The following is a 21,301-nucleotide window of genomic DNA, read 5'->3' on the forward strand; positions in this document are numbered from 1 at the left end:
AGGCTTTATCTTATTGTTTATCTTCCCAAATCTTTTGGAGCATTGGGTAGCGTAAGTCACCAACTTGTACTACTTGATAATCTGCATTTGCTAATGTTGTAGCATCACCAACGCCAATTGCAATTGCATTTATATGGTGAATATTTTCAATATCATGAGCTGTCGTTCCAACTCCAATGCAATTAGCGCCGACAAGATTTAATTGATTAACAGCAGTTAGATATGGATTTTCTTTATCATTAGTCTTAACGATACTATCGACATAGTTATCAAGGCCAATTTGTTTGAGGACATTTTGCACATCCCCATTAGGATCTAAAACGGCAATTTTAACATAATGATCATAGAGATTTAGTAAAAGACGCTTAATTCCTGGAAGTTGATCTTTTTCACTCAGACTATCTGCTTCTTCGTTAAGGAATTTTTGCCATTCTGCAATCATTGAAGCCCTTTCGCTGGGGGTAGGATTAGCATTAAAATGTGCTAAGACTAGGGAGAGCCCTTGCGAAGGAGTAAGGTTATCGAATTGGGAAGCTAATTTTCCAGGTAATCCCATCCCAAATTCATACATTGCAAAACGTTGCCATGCAGTAAAGGATAACTTATTTGTATTAATAAAGATATTATTAAACGAAAAAATCGCACCGTCCATGATTAAACATCCCTTCATAGGTAATTATGTCTATATTTTAACGTAATCGAAAATGAAAGGGAATACATTGATTGAGAATTGATTTTGTAAAGCCATCAGCAGTGTCACGATGATAACGAACGGTATAATAATGGCCTCCATCGCCCGATCGCACCGAACGTTGGAGGCCTATTTGTTATTCTATTTTGTCATGTAATCCCGAGTCATTGGTAAGTTTTTACCTGATGGACCCTTAGTAATTAAGTATTGAATAACATCAATGTTTCCCGATTCAAATGATGCAGCACATGCTTGAAGATATAGATCCCACATTCGTGTAAAACGTTCGCCCATCATATCAAGAATTTGGTCACGATGTTCATTAAAGTTCATATCCCAAATTTCGAGGGTACGTTGATAATGACGGCGGAGCATTTCAATATCAGCAATTTGCATATGATTTTCTTCAATGTGACCGATCATTTCTTCAAGACCAGGTATATAGCCGCCAGGGAAGATATACTTGTTAATCCACCCATTATATGCACCGCCTTGTTGACGAGTAATCCCGTGAATCAAGGCAACCCCATCATCGGCAAGGTAACCTTGGATATTCTTAAAGTAAAGACCCAGATTTTCTTTTCCGACGTGTTCAAACATACCAACGGATGTAATGTAGTCCCACTTTTGGTCACCAAGTTCACGATAATCAACAAGTTTAACTTCGGCAACGTCTTGCAAACCTTCTTTTTCAATCCGTTCCTTAACAAGACGGTATTGTTCTTCGCTTAAAGTAACCCCGGTAACTTTTAAGCCATATTCTTTAGCAGCGGTTAACATTAATGTTCCCCAACCACATCCGATGTCAAGCAATGTTTTGCCAGGCTTTGGATCAAGCTTCTTTAAGATGTGATGAACCTTATCAACTTGTGCTTTTGTAAGATCATCATGGTTGCCATCAGTAAAGTAAGCACATGAGTAAGTTAGGGTGTCATCAAGCCATAATTTATAAAAGTCGTTTCCAACATCATAATGACTTTGAACATCATTTTCGCTCTCTTTTTCTGAGTGGCCTTGTTTAGGCAAAAATTTGCGGAACTTAGAACTCCGCATAAAGCTATCAGCACTTTCATATGCTGATTTGATCAATTCTTGAATACTACCCTGGATCTCAATCTTCTTATCCATGTAGGCTTCCCCAAGTGCAATTGAGGCGTTCTTGGTAATATCACGCATTGGAATTTTTTCCTTAAAAGTGATAGTTACCTCGGGAGTTCCGTCACCATAGATAACACTTGATCCATCCCAAAATACGATCTTTACTGGAATGTTAAATGAGTGCTTTAGTAATGACTTATAGAACGTCTTTTCTAACATGAAACGCATCCTTCTTTCTGCAATAATAATATTCATTATAACACCCTTAAAATAAAAGTGTTTCAAGACAATTTATAAAAAACATTTCATAAGAAAGCGATAAACTAATTGCTGAAAAAATGAAAGCTTGCTACTATGCTAATTAGTAGGAAAAATAGGGGAGATGATTGAATGACGAATGCCTGGAAGCATTTTATTGAGAATGTGAAACTACGGCGCTTCACCGTCTTATTATTAATCATTGTCGTACTCTGGTTAATGAGATCAATGATGAATTTAATTTTATTTACGTTTATTCTTACTTATCTTGTTGTTAGTTGGGTAAGACTCGTCCAGCGGTGGTTGCCACGAATGTCGACAAGTTTAATTGTAATTGTGACCTATGTGTTATTGATTGTTCTTTTATATTTAGGAGTGACACGCTATTTACCAGTTTTGTCTCGACAAGTTGCTAAAATGGTTAATTCAGTAGTTCATTTCTATAGTACTCACCAAGCAACAATGATATATCGTTATGTCAGTCATTACGTAAGTACAGCTACCATTATGAGCCAGGTTCGGCATGGAATAACGATCGCGGTTAGTACGTTGACAAGTATTGGTGCCATTACCGTTTCATTTGTAATGTCTTTAATCTTGAGCTTTTTCTATACACTTGAATTAAAACAGATGAATGAATTTTCTCATAGCTTTTTAGATAGTGATTTTGGCTGGTTCTTCCAAGATATTGACTATTTTGGTAAGAAATTTGTTAACACTTTTGGGGTGGTATTAGAGGCCCAATTCTTTATTGCTATTTGCAACACGGTGATTACCACGATTTGCCTATTATTTATGCGAATGCCGCAGATTTTCGCCCTATCGTTAATTGTATTTATCTTTAGTTTGGTTCCAGTTGCCGGAGTAATTATTTCAACAATTCCATTAGCGATGGTCGGTTACTCAGTTGGCGGAGTTCGCGATGTGGTCTATATTATCATTATGATCATCATCATTCATACTCTGGAGGCCTATGTTTTAAACCCTAAGTTTATGGCTAGCCGGACAGATCTCCCAATTTTTTATACCTTTATTGTATTATTGATTGGTGAACATCTTTTTGGTACATGGGGATTGATTGTTGGAGTACCAATCTTTACCTTCTTGCTTGATGTACTAGGTGTAAAACCAATTCGTGGAGCGAAAAGAATAAAAAAAGAAGTAAGTGAAAAATAAAATTCCATAGCGGAAATTTATTTTTTGCTTTTTATTATCCGAACAATTTGCATGTATGAGTTAAATAAAGTTAATGAAAATCGAACTTATTTTGCAAAATGGCTGAAAAAGTCTTGAGTTAGTGTATAATGAAATTAAGATAGGCCTAAAGAAAGGAAGCTGATATTCATGACAGACATTGAGATTGCAGACCAAGCGACCCTGGAACCAATTACAGAAATTGCTGAGAAACTCGGACTTTCAGAAGACGAAATCGAACAATATGGTAAGTACAAAGCTAAAATTGATTTAAATATAAAGCCTTTACCTGATAAAAAACACAAACTAATTTTAGTTACGTCCATCAACCCTACTCCTGCTGGGGAAGGAAAGTCGACTGTCCTCATTGGCTTAGGGGATGCATTAAATCAGTTAAATTATCAGACAATGATTGCGATGCGTGAACCATCAATGGGTCCCGTTTTTGGAATAAAAGGTGGTGCAACTGGTGGTGGATATAGTCAGGTTGTTCCAATGGAAGATATTAACCTGAACTTTACCGGTGACTTACATGCGCTTACTAGTGCTAATAATACGTTGGCTGCTCTAATTGATAACTATATTATGCGTGATAATGCAATGAACCTTGATCCGCGGCGAATTATCTGGAAACGAGTAGAAGACGTTAACGATCGCGCGCTTCGGAATGTAGTTACTGGTCTTGGCGGTCCAATGGCTGGTGTTCCACGTGAAACGGGCTTCGACATTACAGCTGCCTCCGAGTTGATGGCAATTTTATGCCTTTCAACTAGTCTCCATGACTTGAAAGAACGGATTAGCCGAATTGTAGTAGGATATACATACGATAAAGAACCGGTCACAGTTGGCCAGCTTAATTTTCAGGATGCAATTACAATTATCTTGAAAGACGCATTGAAGCCTAACCTTGTTCAAACTTTAGACCATACCCCAACTATTGTTCATGGTGGCCCATTTGCTAACATTGCCCATGGTTGTAATAGTGTTTTGGCGACCCAAACTGCTCTTAACCTTTCTGATTATACTGTAACGGAGGCTGGCTTTGGGGCTGACCTTGGTGGAGAAAAGTTCCTTGATATTAAACAACGTGTTCTTGGCAAGCATCCAGATGCAATTGTCATCGTAGCGACTGTCCGAGCGCTAGAATACAATGGCGGTGCCAAACTTGCAGACTTAAATGAAGAAAATCTTGATGCGCTGAAAAAAGGTATGGCAAACCTTAATCGTCACATTAAGAATATGCAATTATATGGGTTACCAATCGTAGTTGCAATCAATCATTTTGTCAGTGATACCGATAAAGAAATCCAAATGATTAAGGATGATTGTGCTAAGCAAAATGTTGAAGCGATTTTGACTGATGCTTGGGCCAAGGGCGGTAAAGGTACCCATGATTTGGCTAATAAAGTAGTCGAACTTGCTGATAGTCCAAGTGAATTTACTCATATCTATGACGTTCAAGTTGATGACCTTCAAACTAAGTTAGAGAAGATTGCTAAGCAGATTTATGGCGCTAAAGAAGTATCATTTAGCCGTAAAGCACAAAATCAATTGAAGCGATTTGCTAAGTATGGATGGAATGATTTGCCAGTATGTATTGCTAAGACCCAGTATTCATTTACAGATGACCAAAAACAACTAGGTGCCCCAACTGACTTTACTTTCCATATTCGGGAATTGGTACCAAAGATCGGTGCCGGCTTTGTCGTGGCCTTAGCTGGTAATATGATGACAATGCCAGGCCTCCCTAAAGAACCAGCTGCTGTAAACATGACGATTGACGATAATGGTAAAATTACTGGATTATTCTAAATAACCAACACAAAACATCGATTGTGCAATAACGTACATCGATGTTTTTTTCACAAACTTTTCAAGGCTAGCGGGTTGAAGTTATTGATATACCGCTATGTGAACTTAATCGTTTTCTTGTGAAATTATAAAATAAGGACTACAGTAGAGCTATATCGTTTTATAAGTTTAATTTAGGTAGAGGTGAATGGCTAATGGAAAAGAAACTACATGGCGCCGATATTGTTATTGATAGTTTAAGAAAACACGGGGTTAATCTCGTCTTTGGTATTCCTGGAGCGAAGATTGATCGTTTGTTTGAAGGACTAGATGGTCAAGACAGTGAAGATGCACCTAAATTAATTGTTACTCGGCATGAGCAAAATGCGGCGTTTATGGCCCAAGCTTATGGTCGCTTAACCGGAAAAACAGGGGTCGCGATCACTACATCTGGCCCAGGAGTTGGTAATTTAGCAACTGGGATCATGACAGCTAACGCAGAAGGAGATCCAATGTTAGCGATTGGGGGACAAGTACAACGGAAAGATCTTCACCGTGCAACCCACCAAAGCACGCCTTCAACTGAAATTATGGCACCAATTACGCAATATAGCGCTGAAATTCAAGACCCTAATAATATTTCAGAAATTATGGCCAATGCATTTGAAGCAAGTCAGGATGCACGTAAGGGAGCAGCTTTCGTTAGTCTTCCACAAGACGTTGATGATACTGAGGTAACTGAAAAGCCATTGCCAATTTATGAAACACCTAAGATGGGGCCTGCTGATCCAAACGACTTACAAAAACTAGTCGAACTAATTAAAAATAGTAAAATGCCGGTTATTTTAGTTGGTCAACGGGGCGCGGATGAAGAAATTACGACTGCTCTCCGCAAATTATTAAGTGATTATTCATTGCCTGTTGTTGAAACATATCAAGCGGCTGGAGTGGTATCACGTGACTTAGAACAACAATCATACTTTGGTCGAATTGGACTTTTCCGTAATCAAGTTGGGGATCAATTGCTCCAACAAAGTGATTTAGTAATTACTGTTGGATATGACCCAATCGAATATGAACCGCGGAATTGGAATAAAGAAGGTAATTTGCGGATTGTTAACCTCGATACTTTGCCAGCACAAATAGATAACCACTTTACACCGATTATGCAATTAGTTGGTAATATTGCTACAAGCTTAACTGAGCTTGATAAGTTACTAAAGGGGTATGAGTATCCTGTTGCAGCCACTGAGCAACTTGCTAAATATAAGCAAGAACTTGCCCAAGATAAAAAGATTCAAATACCAGCAAGTGATGATGCCAGTCATCCGTTAGCGGTTGTGCATGCAATTCAAGAAAATGTTACTGATGACATGCACGTTGCGCTAGATGTGGGTTCCCACTATATCTGGATGGCACGACATTTCCGCTGCTACCAACCACGACACTTGTTAATCAGTAACGGGATGCAAACACTAGGCGTTGGCTTGCCATGGGCGATGGTTGCAGCGATGCTTTATCCCGAACATAAATCAGTGGCAGTTTGCGGGGATGGAGGCTTCCTCTTCTCTGGGGCGGAATTAGCGACAGCCGTCCAATACCATCTTAATGTTGTAACGATTGTATGGAATGATGGTGGCTATTATGATATGGTTAAGTTCCAAGAAGAGATGAAGTACCCCCAAGCAGCTGGTGTTAAGTTTGGCAATGTTGATATCGTTAAGTATGCTGAGAGTTTTGGCGCAACTGGACTACGGGTAAATGAGCCGGCTGATCTTACTAAGGTAATCAGCCAAGCCTTTAATATTGATGGCCCGGTTGTGGTAGATGTTCCAGTTGATTACAGTAACAATAAAGAATTAGCTGCCAACTTGATTGATTCACAACTTGGCTAAGAGGGGAACAAAGATTATGACAACATTATATGAACACGGAACGTTAGCTGCGTTGATGGCAGGAAATTTTGATGGCACAATTACTGTCAGTGATTTGTTAAAACATGGTTCGATGGGAATTGGAACTTTTACTGGATTAGACGGTGAGGTTGTTATCCTGAATAATGAAGTGTACCAGGCCGTTTCAAGTGGTCAAGTTAACCGCATTACAGATATGGATGCTACAATGCCATTTGCTTCAGTCCATTTTCCTGCTGAACAACAGGATATAACATTAAGGAATGTAAACTTTGCTAAACTGAATAATGATTTTGTTAAAGAACATAAGCTTGCTAATGTTTTTGCATTCTTACAATTGAGTGGTGAGTTTAAGCACGTCAAAATTCGGATTGCTCCGAAGCAAGAAAAGCCATACCCGACTTTACTCGATGTTGCGCAACACCAACCTGAGTTTACGGCTGAAAATATTTCTGGGACCATTATCGGTTATTATGCACCAGACATTTTTGGCACGATTACGGCAGCTGGCTGGCACCTTCATTTTATTAGCGATGATCGGCAATTTGCTGGGCATCTCCTGGCGTTTGATGCTTCCAAATTGACCGGGAGTTTTGAAGTCTTTGATAATTTGGAACAGCATTTGCCGATTGATAATAAAGAATTTCGGGCGAGTGAAGTTGATATGGCAACTTTACGTGATGGAATTGCTAAATCAGAAGGAAATGCAGACTAAAGAACAAATGAAGCAGCGGTATAAATAACGCCGAAAAAGGGCTCCAGTGCTCGGTAACGAACTCTGGAACCCTTTTTGTGATTTCTAAAATATCATCTTAAGTTGTCGTTTTTAATGAGTTGATTAATTAGTAGTCGCTTGGAAAAATAATATTTGCAGATTTACGGAGACGGTATAGAGTCATATTAACAATTTTAGCTAGTTCAAGCCATCGTTGATAATTATCCTGCTGCTGTGGCGATTCGGGGTTAGTAAAGAGTTGTGCAAAATCGTTTAACTCGTCAAACATGGTGTTATCTAAGTAGTGGTTATTGATAACTTGAATACTCCCCCTGATTATTAAGATAAGTCACATTCTTAGTATCGAAAATACTGTCAATTATTAGCGTGTCGCGAAGCCTATATTTATTGCCAAATGCTTCTGCGGTGCTAAGCTTACGGGAATATACAACAGTAAGTTAATATTTCCCAGTATCTTGTGCTGCATGAATCATCTGGTCAAAAATAGTATGGGTTCCAATAATTCCTAATCGTAACATAAGCTAGATTTCCTGGTTAGCCATTTTGTAGATTTGTACCATGTCATCATAATAAAGAACTTTCTGATCCCTTGTGCCCACCGGTAGCATTAGGACATGATTGTGACATTTCCATTTCTGCTTGGCAGGTATTTCAATAGTGCTTTTTACACTAAATACCTAAATCCTGTTTTAAAAAATCGTTCAGTTGAAGTTTTGGTGATTCAAGAATCTAACCCGACCGTCAAAAAATTCATTACCTTACTCCACCAGCTAACAGATGTGGCGGACCAGCCTGATAAGGAATTTTAAATCCGCAATCTCCTTTCACAAGCTTGGTTGACACTAATTGCTGAAATTAAGTTTCAAGAACAACACCAGCAATTGACGGTTATCCCACGTGAACGCAGCAAAAATATTTTAGCGTATTTAAACACTATGCGGAAAAGGTAACGATTAATGATAGTGCAACTGCGGTCAATATTAGTCCCAAAGAATGTATTCGGTCATTTAAGAAAAACATTCACCAAACGCCAATTGAATACTTATTAAATTACCGGGTTGAGCAGGCAAAGAAATTATTGCGGCATTCGGAGCTTTCGATCACGGATATTGCTTTGCGGGCAGGATTTAGTACGAGTGCCTATTTTAGTAAAATATTTAAGGAACGGGTAGGGATGACACTACGGGAATACCGGCAGCGTCAAGGGTAGCTTACTTTAAGTTTAAAATTTTACTTATCAATGTTTCCATGTCTGCTGGGTTAATGACTTTTTCTTGGCGCGGCGTTTGGTCTACTAACGCTTGGACACCAGCGCTAAGCTGATCTCCCAGAAGATCATGTAACTGTTGAAGAGCAGGAAGCCCGCTTTGACTAACTTTTTGGTTGGTTAGTGCGTGGTAGACGGTTTCAGGGAATTTATATGGACTGGCAGTTGACACGATAACTGTGGGAGTTGTGTCATGGCTTTGTTGCTGATATTGATGTGTTACATGTGATGCCACTGCAGTATGCGGGTCAATAACATATCCATCATTTAAATATACTCGTTTAATTTCGGCTTCAACTTCATCTGGGGTCGCAAAACCAGCCACAAATTGCTCCTGAAGCTTATTTAATACGGTGGAATCTACCTGGTAGTGACCGTCAGTAGCTAATTGCTTCATTAATTTAGCAACTGTTACGCAGCTTTCATCATAAAGATCAAAGAGGAGCCGCTCAAGATTACTTGATACTAAAATATCCATTGCTGGTGAGTTAGTTAGGTAAAAGTTGCGTCGCCGCTCATATTTTCCGCTCTTGAAAAAGTCGGTCAATACATTGTTTTCATTAGAAGCACACAGGAGCTTATTAATTGGTAAGCCTAATTTTTTAGCGTAGTAACCAGCGAGGATATCGCCAAAATTACCAGTCGGCACGGTGAAATTAACTTTCTCCCCTAGTTGGATCCCGCCTGTATGAACAAGCTGTCCGTATGCAGCAAAATAGTACACAATTTGGGGGATAAGCCGCCCGATATTCATTGAATTAGCTGAGGAAAAGCAGTTATTATTTTGCGCAAGGCGGTCATTAAATGCTTGATCGTTGAAAATATGTTTAACGCTTGTTTGGGCATCATCAAAATTACCCTTAATTGCGATTGCGTGAAGGTTTGATCCAGGCTGCCCCAGCATTTGGCGTAATTGAACCGGACTAACCCCGCCAGCAGGGTAGAAGACGATTACCTGTGTGTCTTTTTGATTGCTAAACCCTCGCATTGAGGCTGTTCCAGTATCACCAGAAGTTGCGGTAAGGATAACGATTTGTTTTTCTAGTTGGGTGTTTTGTGCAGCACGTGACACTAATTGGGGTAACATTTGTAAGGCGATATCCTTAAATGCCAGTGTCGGCCCGTGAAAAAGCTCAAGATAATAATTGCTGGCGTGTTTGGGCGTTAATGGGGCAATTAAACGGTTATCCCACTGACTACCATAAGCGGTATTTGCATTTTTCAGTAGTTGGTCGCTCGTAAATTCATCAAAAAACCAGTTAAGAATAGTTGCAGCAAGTTGTTGGTACGGCAACGAAATTAAGGTTGCAAGGTTATAAGTTGGTTGAGGAAAATGAAGCGGTACATAAAGACCGCCGTCTGGAGAAAGTCCTTGTAAGATAGCAGTTGGTGATTTTAAAATCGTTGATAAGTCTCCCTGAGTGCTACGGTAGTCCATGATAATTCCTCCAATTTCAAAGGTGATTTTATTTTAATTGTATGTTTCTTATATGCTATGGTACAATGCTGAAAATGAAAAAACAATGAGAAACTGAGGCGGGAAAATGAAAAACATTAAACTGGGACTGCTCGGTCTGGGTACGGTCGGGTCAGGAGTCTTACAGATGGTTCAACAAAATGCGGATAAAATTATCGATGTTACTGGGTGCAAGTTAACAGTTAAAACAGCTTTAGTTCGAAACCTTGGTAACTATAATAAGTATGCTGATGAAACTTCTTTAACAACTGATTTTGATGAAATCTTGAATGATGATGAAATAAAAATTGTCGTTGAACTTATGGGTGGTATTCATCCGGCTAAAGAATATATTACAACCTTATTAAAAAATCATAAGAACGTGGTCACAGCGAACAAGGATTTGATTGCGTCTTATGGCCCAGAATTGATGACTGTCGCGCATGAAAATCACTGTGACTTAATGTTTGAAGCGAGTGTGGCTGGTGGGATTCCTATTTTGCGGACGATTGCTAATAGCTTTACGGCAGATAAGGTTACTGAAGTAAAGGGAATTGTAAATGGAACAACGAATTACATCTTAACGCAAATGAGTCAGCGGGGATGGTCATACCACCAAGCACTTGCTCAAGCACAACAGCTGGGATTTGCAGAGAGTGATCCAACCAATGACGTGACGGGTAAGGATGCGGCTTACAAGATGATTATATTAAGTCAATTTGCATTTGGAACTCAACTAGATATTAAGGACATTGCGGTAGAAGGGATTGACCGATTGAATGACGCTGATGTTCAACAAGCAGCGTCATTTGGATACGTAATTAAATTACTAGGGATTACCAAGCTGGTTAATAATGGAGTATTTGTCGAAGTTGGCCCAGTGTTAATCCCCCGTGATCATCCTTTAGCAACAATCAATAATGAATTTAATGCAGTAATGGTTACAGCCCAAGCGGTCGGTGATACGCTCTTTTATGGCCGCGGTGCAGGGGGCTTGCCAACTGCTAACAGTGTGTTAAGTGATATTACAACGGTAACGAAAAACATTATCCTGGGAACTAATGGGAATCTCTTTAATAATTACCAACAACCTTATATTCCGGCAAAACTTGCTGATATAAAATATCCATATTATTTATCGTTAACCTTGCCGGATGTTCCTGGGCAAATGTTGAAGCTAACCCAGATGATGACGAATATTAATGCTAGTTTTCGTGAAATAACCCAAACAAAAGATGGCAAAATTGCGCACATTGCAATCATTACTCACCGGATGAGCAAAGAACAATTACAGACATTACTAACTAAAGTGGCTAATGATCAGTCAATTAACTTGTCGGCGGCTTATAAAGTGATGGGATAGGAGGAAGTATAATGATTATTCAAGCACCTGCTTCCAGTGCTAATCTTGGTCCGGGATTTGACTCGATTGGGATTGCAGTCTCTTTGTATTTAAAATTAGAAGTCCTTGGTCCAAGCGATAACTGGCAAGTTGATCACCAGCTTGGGAAGCTCCCTCATGATGAGACGAATATGATTGTAACAACGGCATTAAGTGTTGCACCGGATTTGCTGCCACAGCACCTGCGGGTAGTCAGTGAAATTCCGATAGCACATGGATTAGGAAGTAGTTCAAGCGCAATTGTTGCTGGAATCGAATTAGCAAATCAGCTTAAGAACCTGAACCTTAGCAAGGAAGAAAAAGTTGAGATTGCCAGCCAGATTGAAGGCCATCCTGATAATGTCGCACCGACTATTCTAGGGGGATTAGTAGTGGGGACACATATTAATGGGCATTTTTCTGCGATTGAAGCGCCCTTATTCCCCTATGCTTTTGCTGCATATATCCCGCCTTATAATCTAAAAACAGCTGATGCGCGAGCTGCCTTGCCATATCAACTAGAATATTCCCAAGCTGTTCATGCGAGCGCGGTTGCTAATACCTTTGTTGCTAGTTTGTTTGCTAAAAACTATGATGTAGCGTTTAAATTAATGGAGGCAGATCGCTTTCATGAACCATATCGCAAAGAACTAGTTCCAGAATTAGATCAAATTCGTGAATTAGGAAAAAAACATGGAGCACTAGCAACATATTTAAGCGGCGCCGGACCAACAGTAATGACAGTTATCGATAATGACGATTACGGATTATTTGAACAGGCAGTACATGCTGCGGGGCTAAAGGGAAAAGTAGTCCGTTTACACCCAGATGTTGAAGGAGTTAAACTAATATAATTTAGGAAAGAGGCTGGAAATGAATTCGGCCCTTTTTCTTTTTTGTGAATTTTAACGAACTATTTTATGCTTTAACTTGATTAAGTTCGATTTTTACATTGAATTATAAAAAATCTTTGCTATCCTTAAAGCAGATTTGAGGAGGCATTGTTATGAGTGATATTAGTGTTGTGATGGGCAGTAAATCAGATTGGCCAACTGTTAAAGAAACTTGTGATATTTTAGATGAATTTGGTGTTTCATATGAAAAGGATGTGATTTCTGCTCATCGAATGCCAAATGAAATGTTCGCGTTTGCGCAAAATGCGGTTGATAATGGGGTTAAAGTAATTATTGCGTGTGCCGGGGGAGCAGCCCATCTTCCGGGCATGATTGCAGCCAATACCCCCCTGCCAGTAATTGGGATCCCAGGACAGACGAAAGCTCTCGGTGGAATGGACTCGCTTTTATCAATTGTTCAAATGCCAGCGGGAATTCCGGTGGCAACTACTGCGATTGGAAAAGCAGGAGCTAAAAACGCTGCGTTATTAGCATTGCAAATTCTGGGGATCACAGATAAGCATATCCAACAACAAATCATCGAATATCGACAGGCGATGCATGATCAAGCAAAAGAAAGTGGGCAGTATCTTGAATAAATTTATTCCACAAGGTTCAACGATTGGCATTATTGGTGGTGGACAATTGGGACAGATGATGGCATTGGATGCCAAACAGACGGGGATGAAGGTTATTATTTTAGATCCAACCCCTCATTGTCCAGCGGGGCAGGTTGCTGATGAACAAATCGTTGCTCCTTATGCCGATACTAAAGCGATTGAAAAGTTGGCTGATAAAGCGGATGTATTAACCTACGAATTTGAAAATGTTGATTTAAGCGCTTTGGAAGATGTGCAGGATCGCGTTTATCTTCCCCAAGGAACTAACTTGCTTTACACGACCAAAAATCGTTTACGGGAAAAGAATTTCTTACGTCAGGCAGGGGTAAAAACAGCACCTTTCATGGCAGTGCATACTTTGGCTGAATTAAAAGATGCGGTAAAGAAAATCGGTTACCCAGCAGTTTTGAAAACCAGTGAAGGGGGATATGACGGACATGGGCAAGAAGTGTTACGTAATAAGGACGATCTTGATAAGTGTGCCCCTATTTTAGCCACTGGCGACTGTATCTTAGAGGGATGGGTGCCTTTTAGCCGCGAATGTTCAGTGATGGTCGGACGTAATGAAAATGGAGAAATAACGGTTTTTCCGGTTTCAGAAAATATTCACCATGATGAAATTTTACATTTAAGCATTGTCCCAGCAAGGATCTCTTCTGAATTACAACAAAGGGCGCAAAAAATAGCGGTACAGATTGCCCAAACGATTAATTTACGAGGAATTTTAGGGGTTGAAATGTTTGTAACAGATAATGGAGAGATCTATATTAATGAGCTTGCTCCCCGCCCGCACAATTCCGGCCATTATTCAATTGAAGCTTGTAACTTCTCCCAGTTCGCCATCCATAACCGAGCAATTTGTAACTGGCCGCTCCCACAAGTAGAGTTATTAAAGCCGGTGGTAATGGTAAATGTTTTAGGTCAGCATGTTAATGGAGTCCGACAACAGATTCAGAAAAAGGCAAATTGGCATTTTCATGATTACGGGAAGGCAGAAGTTCGTCATAACCGGAAAATGGGCCATGTTACAATCTTGACTGATGATACTGAAGCTACTTTGGCAGAAATTGACAATACAGGAATTTGGGGTGCATAAAGTTCGGCTTTACGTAACCGCTTTTCCTGTGCGATAATACATTTAGAAAAAATAGAGAGGATTTTTAACTGATGATTGATCGTTATACCAGTCCAGAGATGAAAAAGATTTGGAGCTTAGAAACACAATACCAATGTTGGTTAGATGTTGAGATTGCTGCTGATGAAGCGTGGAGTAAGCTTGACCATATTCCAGCAGAAGATGTGGAAAAGATTAAAAAGAATGCCAAGTTTTCTGTGGAAGGAATTGCAGAGATTGAAGCAGTGACCCATCATGATGTGATTGCTTTTACCCGTGATGTTTCTAAATCATTGGGGCCTGAACGAAAGTGGGTTCACTACGGAATGACGAGTACAGATGTAGTTGATACTGCACAAGGCTTACGATTAAAAAAGGCGAACGATATTCTTCGTCAAGATATTGATAACTTTATGGATGTCCTTAAAGAATTAGCTGAAAAATATAAGTACACAGTTTGTATGGGACGAACACATGGTATCCATGCTGAACCAACAACTTTTGGCTTGAAAGCTGCTCGGTGGTATTCAGAAATGAAGCGTAATAAAGAACGTTTTGAACATGCTGCTAAGGGTGTCGAAGCGGGTAAAATTTCTGGTGCAGTAGGAACTTTTGCTGAAATTGACCCATTTGTTGAGGAATATGTCTGCAAAAAACTTGGCTTACGTCCTCAAGAAATCTCCACACAAGTTCTTCCGCGAGATTTGCATGCTGAATATATTGCTACTATTGCGCTTATTGGAACAAGTATGGAAGAAATGGCAACCGAAATTCGCTCGCTGCAACGAACGGAAATCCATGAAGTTGAAGAACACTTTGCCAAGGGACAAAAAGGATCTTCTGCTATGCCACATAAACGTAATCCAATTGGCTCAGAAAACATTACAGGTTGTGCGCGGATGCTTCGTGGCTTTATGGTCCCAGCTTATGAAGATGTTTCACTTTGGCATGAACGGGATATTTCTCATTCCAGTGCAGAACGAATGATTTTACCAGATGCCACTTCATTACTTGATTACATGTTGCGGCGGTTTGGACGAATCTTAAAGAATCTTGATGTATTCCCTGAGACAATGAAGAAGAATATGGATAAGACATTAGGCTTGATTTACAGTGGTCGGGTTCTTTTGAAGTTGGTTAACAGTGGGATGACGCGGGAAGCAGCTTATGATTTGATTCAACCATATACCGCTAAGTGCTGGGCAGAACAGATTCCATTCCGCCCACTATTGGAGGATGACCCAACAATTCAAAAGCAATTAACTAAAGAAGATCTTGACGATGCCTTTGATTACCACTGGCACCTCCGCCATGTTGATGATATTTATAAGCGATTAGGCTTAGACTAATTTAAGCTAGTTTAAGGGGCTAGACGAACAAAGAAGTTTGTCTAGCCTTTTTTATTATGCTTCGTTTATCAAAATACGAACTATCGGGCGAAATAATAGAATAAATATCGCAATTTGTGTTGACAAAAGGGAGAAGGGGAGAGTATATTGTTGTCATAAAATATCGAATTAAATTTCGTTTATTGTGATTATTGTTCGTGTTTTTTGCTGAAAGGAAGTTCCATAAATGGAGAAGTTATTGTATACCGGCAAGGCAAAGCAGATGTGGCAAACGGAGGATCCAGCAGTTTTACGGGTAGTTTATCTGGATCAAGCTACCGCCTTCAACGGAAAAAAGAAGGATCACTTTACCGGTAAGGGTGGGGCTGCTAATGCTATTTCTTCACTCGTTTTTGCTTACTTAATGAAGCAGGGAATTGAGACCCACTTTATTAAGAAACTATCAACTAACGAAGACCTGGTAAAAAAATGTGAGATGTTTCCGCTTGAATTTGTAACGCGAAATGTAATTGCTGGGCATTTTGCGAGTCGGTATGGACTTTCAGAAGGGGAAGAGCTTCCTTCACCAGTTGAGGAAACGTTCTATAAAAGTGATGAACTTAATGACCCATTTATCAATGAGTCCTCAACGATTGCTCTTAAGATTGCCAGCAAAGAGGAGCTTGCACAAATGTGGGGGATCTGTCGGAAGGTCAATAACTTACTTAAACCATTATTTGCCCAAGCTAATTTACGGCTGGTTGACTTCAAACTCGAATTTGGCCGTTTAAGTGATGGCAAGATCATTCTTGCAGATGAATTTTCGCCAGATAACTGTCGGTTATGGGATCTGACAACTAAGCAACATATGGATAAAGACGTATATCGGCGCAAACTTGCTGATTTAACCCGAACATATGATGAGGTATTGGAACGGTTAGAAGCAGTGATTAAGGAGGAAGCATAAATGGTTAATGTTCGGATTTTCGTAACATATAAGCAATCGGTCTTTGATCCGCAGGGAGAAACCATTAAGGAAGCAATCCATTCTCTAGGTCATGATGAAGTAAAAACTGTTAAAGTCGGAAAATTCTTTGACGTTACCTTGGATACAAATGAGGATGAGGTAGCGATGGCAGTAAAAGAAATTGCTGATCAGCTCCTTGTTAACTTCAACATGGAAACTTATACATACCAAGTTATGGAGGAAGCCTAGATGAAAATTGCGGTGGTTGTTTTTCCGGGATCCAATTGCGATGTGGATTTATATGAAGCCCTTCATTCCGTTTGCCATGCAGACGTGGAATATGTTTCTCACCAGCAAAAAAGTTTAGCCGGTTTTGATGCTGTGATGTTACCAGGTGGATTTTCTTATGGTGATTATCTACGAGCTGGTGCAATTGCTCGGTTCACCAATATCATGCCTGCAATAATCAAAATGGCCAATGAGGGGAAACCAGTTTTTGGAACGTGTAACGGATTTCAAATTTTGACAGAAGCAGGTCTTTTGCCAGGTGGACTCAAACGCAATGATAACCAACGCTTTGTTTGTAAAACTGTTCCTTTAGAAGTAGTGAACTCGCAAACTCTTTTTACTAGTCATTACCAGGATCACGAACGAATCGCATTACCAATTGCGCATGCCGATGGTAGTTATTATGCGGATGAAAAAACACTAGATGAACTTGAAGCAAATAATCAAGTTGTCTTTCGTTACGCGACTGAAAATCCCAATGGCAGTTTACACAACATTGCTGGAATTACTAATAAGCAGGGAAATGTCTTAGGCATGATGCCCCATCCTGAACGAGCAGTAGAAACTATTCTTGGTAGTACGGATGGCTTACGGTTATTTGAGTCCTTGTTAGAAAACGGCAGAATTAAAGTGGAGGCATAGTTAATGAAGCAAGCAATGACCCCAGAAGAGATTAAAGAAAAGAAACCATACTTAGATTGGAGCTTGACTGAAGCAGAATATGATTACATTCGCACTCGGCTCTTGGGACGATTACCAAATTATACTGAAACCGGCTTATTTTCCGCGATGTGGAGTGAGCACTGTTCATATAAAAAGTCAAAGCCAGTTCTGCGGCTCTTCCCTAATAAAAATGAGCGAGTATTGCAAGGTCCCGGAGAAGGAGCAGGGGTTGTTGATATTGATGATGGACAAGCAGTGGTATTCAAAGCTGAAAGTCACAATCATCCGACAACTGTTGAACCTTATCAAGGAGCGGCAACCGGTGTCGGTGGGATTCTGCGGGACATTTTCAGCATGGGGGCACGACCAATCACTTCCCTTGATTCCCTCCATTTCGGTGAATTAGATAATTCGACAACGCGGATGAAAGTAACTAATACTGTTCGGGGAATTGGTGATTACGGTAATTGTATGGGAATCCCTACAATTGCGGGTGAAACAACATTTGATCCATGCTACCAGGGCAATATTCTGTGTAATGCAATGAGTGTCGGCTTAATGGACCAGAAAGATATCCAGCAGGGGCGCGCTGCCGGAATTGGAAATGCAGTGATGTATGTCGGCGCTAAAACCGGCCGTGATGGAATTCATGGTGCCACCTTTGCTTCAGCAGACTTTAATGATGAAAATATGACGCAACGTTCGGCAGTTCAAGTTGGTAATCCTTTTATGGAAAAACTCTTATTAGAAGCCTGCCTTGATCTTATTAGAAATCATCCTGACTGGTTAGTAGGAATTCAAGATATGGGGGCAGCGGGAATTGTTTCTTCAAGTGCGGAAATGGCTTCCGAAGGTGAAAGTGGAATGGAGCTAAATTTGGATCTTGTTCCGCAACGTGAACCCGGGATGTCGGCTTATGAAATTATGCTTAGTGAATCCCAAGAACGGATGCTCCTTTGCGTAAAAAAAGGCTATGAAGAAGATGTCAAAAAGATTTTTGATTTTTACGATCTTGAAGTGGTCACAATTGGCCGGATTACTGCGGGTCATGATTATGTTCTCTTTCATGATGGGGAAGAAGTATGTCACATCCCAGTGTCTAGTTTAACGGATGACGTACTAGAAGAAGAAAGCCTAGAAAAAAAGCCTGTGCGAATTGAATTAGCCGAACAGCAACCAGCGTGGATTCCGGATATTGATAACGTTGCTGAAGTTTTAACTGCCTTGCTTGCTCAGTCAACGATTGCGGATAAAAGTAGTCTTTATCAGCAATATGATTCCCAAGTACGGACAAACACAGTGGCTGGTCCAGGGAGTGATGCTGGAGTTCTGCGGATTCGTGGAACACATAAAGGGTTAGCGATGACAACTGATGGGAACGGTCGGTTTGTTTACCTTAGTCCAGAAGTTGGTGGACAAATTGCCTTAGTTGAAGCGGCTGCCAACATAATTGCCAGTGGAGCCGAACCGTTAGCAATTACTAACTGCTTAAATTATGGTGACCCAACTGATCCAGAAATTTTCTGGGAACTTCATCAATCTGTCCAAGGGATGGCTGATGCTTGCCGTGAATTTAATACCCCCGTTATTTCTGGGAATGTTTCTTTATATAACGAAAACAATGGGCAAGCAATTCATCCGACGCCGATGGTTGGAATGGTTGGTCTAATTAAAAATATTGATCGCGTAATTCCTTCGTTTGTCCAACACCCGGGAGATAAGGTTTATCTAGTGGGCCAAACTCGTGATGATTATGCGGGGTCTGAGTTGCAAAAAATGATGACCGGTGATATTAGCGGAATTGTTAAGGCATTTGACCTTCACCATGTTCATCAATATATGCGGCAGTTACTGATGACAATGGAGAACGGCCTTGTTTCCAGTGCGCATGATTTGAGTGAAGGTGGCCTCGGAGTAGCTTTAGCAGAAACAGTCTTCAAAACTGATTTAGGATTAAAAATCGACCTTGCTGATCAGCCCGTAGCTCACCTTTTTAGTGAGACTCCTGGAAGATTTATCGTGACAGTTGCTCCTGAAAAGGCAACCGAATTCGAACAGGCATTAGGAAAAGATGCGCACCTAATCGGAGAAGTTACAAATAGCCACTGGTTAATGGTTAAACTGGCAAATGGTGAACTCAATGAAAGTGTTGCGAAATTACAAAAAACATGGGAGGAGGCAATTCCGTGCCAACTGAAATCAAAGGATTAAATGAAGAATGTGGGGTCTTTGGAATTTTTGATGCGGCTAACGCTAGTCAATTAACCTATTACGGCCTGCATGCTCTTCAACATCGCGGCCAAGAAGGTGCAGGAATTGTCTCAACTGATGGGACGGAACTTTATCAACACCGTGACCGAGGATTGTTGGCGAAAGTGTTTGCTGATCCGGCTGAGCTTAAACGATTAAAAGGAAACGCTGCGATTGGCCATGTACGCTATGGGACAAGTGGGCATAACTCGATTGCCAATGTTCAACCCTTCCTCTTTCACTTTCATGATGGTGCTGTTGCCCTCGCCCACAATGGTAATTTAACTAATGCTGTTACCCTTCGTCGTGAATTGGAAAATGAAGGGGCGGTTTTCCAGTCAGATTCTGATACGGAAATTTTAATTCACCTTATCCGGAAATATATTAATGAAGGTTTTATTCCTGCTTTGAAGAAAAGCCTCAACCTTGTCCATGGTGGATTTGCCTATCTATTACTGCAAAAAGATCGGCTAATTGCGGCTTTAGATCCTAATGGGATTCGTCCTTTATGTATTGGAAGGTTAGAAAATGGCGCTTATGTTGTTACTAGTGAGACGTGTGCTTTAGACATTATTAATGCTCAATTTGTGCGTGATGTTTTGCCGGGAGAATTAATAGTTATTGATAAAGATGGGTTACATATTGACCATTACACTACCCAAACCCAGTTGGCAATTTGCTCAATGGAGTATATCTATTTCGCCCGTCCCGATTCTATTATTCATGGGGTAACGGTACATAATGCGCGTAAACGAATGGGAAAGTTATTAGCAAAGGAACATCCGGTTGATGCTGATATGGTAATTGGAGTCCCTAATTCATCGTTATCTGCTGCTAGTGGGTATGCTGAAGAAAGTGGCCTTCCATATGAAATGGGATTAATAAAGAGCCAATACGTTGCACGGACGTTTATTCAACCAACTCAAGAGTTACGGGAGTTAGGCGTTCAGATGAAATTATCAGCTGTTCGCGGAGTTGTAAAAGGAAAAAGAGTGGTAGTAGTCGACGATTCGATTGTACGCGGAACAACTTCTAAGCAGATTGTTCAAATGCTAAAAAGAGCTGGGGCTAAAGAAGTTCATATGCTGATCTCCTCGCCACCATTTAAGTTTCCATGTTTCTATGGGATTGACGTATCAACGCGTTCAGAACTGATGGCCGCTCATTATTCCATTGAAGAAATGCGGCGGTTAATTGGTGCAGATTCTCTTAATTTTTTGAGTATTGATAGTTTAATCCAAGCAATTAACGTACCAGATGCAGGAGATGCTCCTAATGATGGACTTACCGTGGCTTATTTTGATGGGAAGTACCCAACGCCGCTTTATGATTATGAAGAAGGGTACCTAAAGTCGTTAAGCGAACAAGAGCGATTAGCAAGAAAGGGGTAAGA

19 protein-coding genes are annotated in these 21,301 nt (G+C 40.3%); 15 read left to right on the forward strand and 4 right to left on the reverse strand.

Annotated features, from left to right (window positions below; all coding sequences use genetic code 11):
• Nucleotides 1-10: 10 nt before the first annotated feature.
• Together CBG10_RS00550 and CBG10_RS00555 are read right to left on the reverse strand one after the other, a co-directional pair.
• Nucleotides 11-670: an HAD hydrolase-like protein gene (locus tag CBG10_RS00550; RefSeq protein ID WP_094511317.1), complete on the reverse strand. Its 660-nt coding sequence runs from the start codon at nt 668-670 to the stop codon at nt 11-13.
• Between the two features lie 162 nt (nt 671-832).
• Nucleotides 833-2,008, reverse strand: coding sequence for an SAM-dependent methyltransferase (locus CBG10_RS00555; protein ID WP_094511319.1), 1,176 nt, complete (start codon nt 2,006-2,008; stop codon nt 833-835).
• 171 nt (nt 2,009-2,179) lie between these two features.
• Between CBG10_RS00555 and CBG10_RS00560 the strand changes: the two genes are divergently transcribed.
• The 4 genes from CBG10_RS00560 to budA all read left to right on the forward strand — a co-directional run bounded on the left by CBG10_RS00560 (nt 2,180) and on the right by budA (nt 7,660).
• Nucleotides 2,180-3,223: an AI-2E family transporter gene (locus CBG10_RS00560; protein WP_094511321.1), complete on the forward strand. Its 1,044-nt coding sequence runs from the start codon at nt 2,180-2,182 to the stop codon at nt 3,221-3,223.
• 168 nt (nt 3,224-3,391) lie between these two features.
• The gene (locus CBG10_RS00565) at nt 3,392-5,053 is read left to right on the forward strand and encodes a formate--tetrahydrofolate ligase (RefSeq protein ID WP_094502696.1); all 1,662 of its coding nucleotides are present in this window, start codon (nt 3,392-3,394) and stop codon (nt 5,051-5,053) included.
• Nucleotides 5,054-5,247: 194 nt separating this feature from the next.
• Entirely contained in the window at nt 5,248-6,927 is a 1,680-nt protein-coding gene (gene alsS, locus CBG10_RS00570) for an acetolactate synthase AlsS (protein ID WP_094511323.1), read from the forward strand.
• Nucleotides 6,928-6,943: 16 nt separating this feature from the next.
• Complete coding sequence (budA, locus tag CBG10_RS00575; protein ID WP_065867260.1) at nt 6,944-7,660, forward strand: acetolactate decarboxylase; 717 nt, start codon at nt 6,944-6,946, stop codon at nt 7,658-7,660.
• Between the two features lie 127 nt (nt 7,661-7,787).
• On the opposite strand, the gene CBG10_RS00580 is transcribed toward budA, so the two are convergent.
• Complete coding sequence (locus tag CBG10_RS00580; protein WP_225360447.1) at nt 7,788-7,949, reverse strand: hypothetical protein; 162 nt, start codon at nt 7,947-7,949, stop codon at nt 7,788-7,790.
• Between the two features lie 750 nt (nt 7,950-8,699).
• On the opposite strand from CBG10_RS00580, the gene CBG10_RS11385 reads away from it, so the two are divergent.
• On the forward strand, nt 8,700-8,891 hold the full coding sequence (locus CBG10_RS11385; RefSeq protein ID WP_231122420.1) for a helix-turn-helix domain-containing protein: 192 nt from the start codon (nt 8,700-8,702) through the stop codon (nt 8,889-8,891).
• Nucleotide 8,892: 1 nt separating this feature from the next.
• Here CBG10_RS11385 and thrC read toward each other — a convergent pair whose 3' ends face one another.
• Nucleotides 8,893-10,386 (reverse strand): threonine synthase, encoded by a 1,494-nt coding sequence (gene thrC / locus CBG10_RS00595; protein WP_019253966.1) that lies wholly within the window; start codon nt 10,384-10,386, stop codon nt 8,893-8,895.
• A gap of 106 nt (nt 10,387-10,492) precedes the next feature.
• Between thrC and CBG10_RS00600 the strand changes: the two genes are divergently transcribed.
• The 10 genes from CBG10_RS00600 to purF all read left to right on the forward strand — a co-directional run bounded on the left by CBG10_RS00600 (nt 10,493) and on the right by purF (nt 21,299).
• Nucleotides 10,493-11,767, forward strand: a complete 1,275-nt coding sequence (locus tag CBG10_RS00600; protein ID WP_029507535.1) for a homoserine dehydrogenase — start codon at nt 10,493-10,495, stop codon at nt 11,765-11,767.
• 11 nt (nt 11,768-11,778) lie between these two features.
• Nucleotides 11,779-12,639 (forward strand): homoserine kinase, encoded by an 861-nt coding sequence (thrB, locus tag CBG10_RS00605; protein WP_019253968.1) that lies wholly within the window; start codon nt 11,779-11,781, stop codon nt 12,637-12,639.
• Nucleotides 12,640-12,791: 152 nt separating this feature from the next.
• Nucleotides 12,792-13,277: a 5-(carboxyamino)imidazole ribonucleotide mutase gene (purE, locus tag CBG10_RS00610; RefSeq protein WP_094502693.1), complete on the forward strand. Its 486-nt coding sequence runs from the start codon at nt 12,792-12,794 to the stop codon at nt 13,275-13,277.
• The gene (gene purK, locus CBG10_RS00615; protein WP_094511325.1) at nt 13,240-14,394 is read left to right on the forward strand and encodes a 5-(carboxyamino)imidazole ribonucleotide synthase; all 1,155 of its coding nucleotides are present in this window, start codon (nt 13,240-13,242) and stop codon (nt 14,392-14,394) included. The genes purE and purK overlap by 38 nt, the downstream gene beginning before the upstream one ends.
• A gap of 71 nt (nt 14,395-14,465) precedes the next feature.
• Nucleotides 14,466-15,761, forward strand: coding sequence for an adenylosuccinate lyase (gene purB / locus CBG10_RS00620; RefSeq protein ID WP_094511327.1), 1,296 nt, complete (start codon nt 14,466-14,468; stop codon nt 15,759-15,761).
• A 226-nt stretch (nt 15,762-15,987) separates the two neighbouring features.
• Nucleotides 15,988-16,707, forward strand: coding sequence for a phosphoribosylaminoimidazolesuccinocarboxamide synthase (purC, locus tag CBG10_RS00625; RefSeq protein WP_094511329.1), 720 nt, complete (start codon nt 15,988-15,990; stop codon nt 16,705-16,707).
• Complete coding sequence (gene purS / locus CBG10_RS00630) at nt 16,708-16,956, forward strand: phosphoribosylformylglycinamidine synthase subunit PurS (protein WP_065867256.1); 249 nt, start codon at nt 16,708-16,710, stop codon at nt 16,954-16,956. It abuts the gene before it with no gap.
• Complete coding sequence (gene purQ, locus CBG10_RS00635) at nt 16,957-17,637, forward strand: phosphoribosylformylglycinamidine synthase subunit PurQ (RefSeq protein ID WP_065867255.1); 681 nt, start codon at nt 16,957-16,959, stop codon at nt 17,635-17,637. It begins immediately after the preceding gene.
• A gap of 3 nt (nt 17,638-17,640) precedes the next feature.
• Nucleotides 17,641-19,869, forward strand: coding sequence for a phosphoribosylformylglycinamidine synthase subunit PurL (gene purL / locus CBG10_RS00640; protein WP_094511331.1), 2,229 nt, complete (start codon nt 17,641-17,643; stop codon nt 19,867-19,869).
• Entirely contained in the window at nt 19,845-21,299 is a 1,455-nt protein-coding gene (gene purF, locus CBG10_RS00645; protein WP_094511333.1) for an amidophosphoribosyltransferase, read from the forward strand. Before purL ends, purF begins: the two co-directional genes overlap by 25 nt.
• Nucleotides 21,300-21,301: the final 2 nt, after the last annotated feature.

Origin of the sequence: Limosilactobacillus reuteri, assembly GCF_002254085.1 — a bacterium.
Taxonomy (GTDB): Bacteria; Bacillota; Bacilli; order Lactobacillales; family Lactobacillaceae; genus Limosilactobacillus; species Limosilactobacillus reuteri_K.

Bases quoted from the DNA above. Each gene is read 5' to 3' on its own strand.
- CBG10_RS00560 (WP_094511321.1), top strand. From the start codon at position 2,180: ATGACGAATGCCTGGAAGCATTTTATTGAGAATGTGAAACTACGGCGC.
- budA (WP_065867260.1), top strand. From the start codon at position 6,944: ATGACAACATTATATGAACACGGAACGTTAGCTGCGTTGATGGCAGGA.
- purQ (WP_065867255.1), top strand. From the start codon at position 16,957: ATGAAAATTGCGGTGGTTGTTTTTCCGGGATCCAATTGCGATGTGGAT.
- purB (WP_094511327.1), top strand. From the start codon at position 14,466: ATGATTGATCGTTATACCAGTCCAGAGATGAAAAAGATTTGGAGCTTA.
- purC (WP_094511329.1), top strand. From the start codon at position 15,988: ATGGAGAAGTTATTGTATACCGGCAAGGCAAAGCAGATGTGGCAAACG.
- purK (WP_094511325.1), top strand. From the start codon at position 13,240: ATGATCAAGCAAAAGAAAGTGGGCAGTATCTTGAATAAATTTATTCCA.
- purL (WP_094511331.1), top strand. From the start codon at position 17,641: ATGAAGCAAGCAATGACCCCAGAAGAGATTAAAGAAAAGAAACCATAC.
- purS (WP_065867256.1), top strand. From the start codon at position 16,708: ATGGTTAATGTTCGGATTTTCGTAACATATAAGCAATCGGTCTTTGAT.
- purE (WP_094502693.1), top strand. From the start codon at position 12,792: ATGAGTGATATTAGTGTTGTGATGGGCAGTAAATCAGATTGGCCAACT.
- thrC (WP_019253966.1), bottom strand. From the start codon at position 10,386: ATGGACTACCGTAGCACTCAGGGAGACTTATCAACGATTTTAAAATCA.
- alsS (WP_094511323.1), top strand. From the start codon at position 5,248: ATGGAAAAGAAACTACATGGCGCCGATATTGTTATTGATAGTTTAAGA.
- CBG10_RS00600 (WP_029507535.1), top strand. From the start codon at position 10,493: ATGAAAAACATTAAACTGGGACTGCTCGGTCTGGGTACGGTCGGGTCA.
- CBG10_RS00555 (WP_094511319.1), bottom strand. From the start codon at position 2,008: ATGTTAGAAAAGACGTTCTATAAGTCATTACTAAAGCACTCATTTAAC.
- CBG10_RS00580 (WP_225360447.1), bottom strand. From the start codon at position 7,949: ATGTTTGACGAGTTAAACGATTTTGCACAACTCTTTACTAACCCCGAA.
- CBG10_RS00550 (WP_094511317.1), bottom strand. From the start codon at position 670: ATGAAGGGATGTTTAATCATGGACGGTGCGATTTTTTCGTTTAATAAT.
- thrB (WP_019253968.1), top strand. From the start codon at position 11,779: ATGATTATTCAAGCACCTGCTTCCAGTGCTAATCTTGGTCCGGGATTT.
- CBG10_RS00565 (WP_094502696.1), top strand. From the start codon at position 3,392: ATGACAGACATTGAGATTGCAGACCAAGCGACCCTGGAACCAATTACA.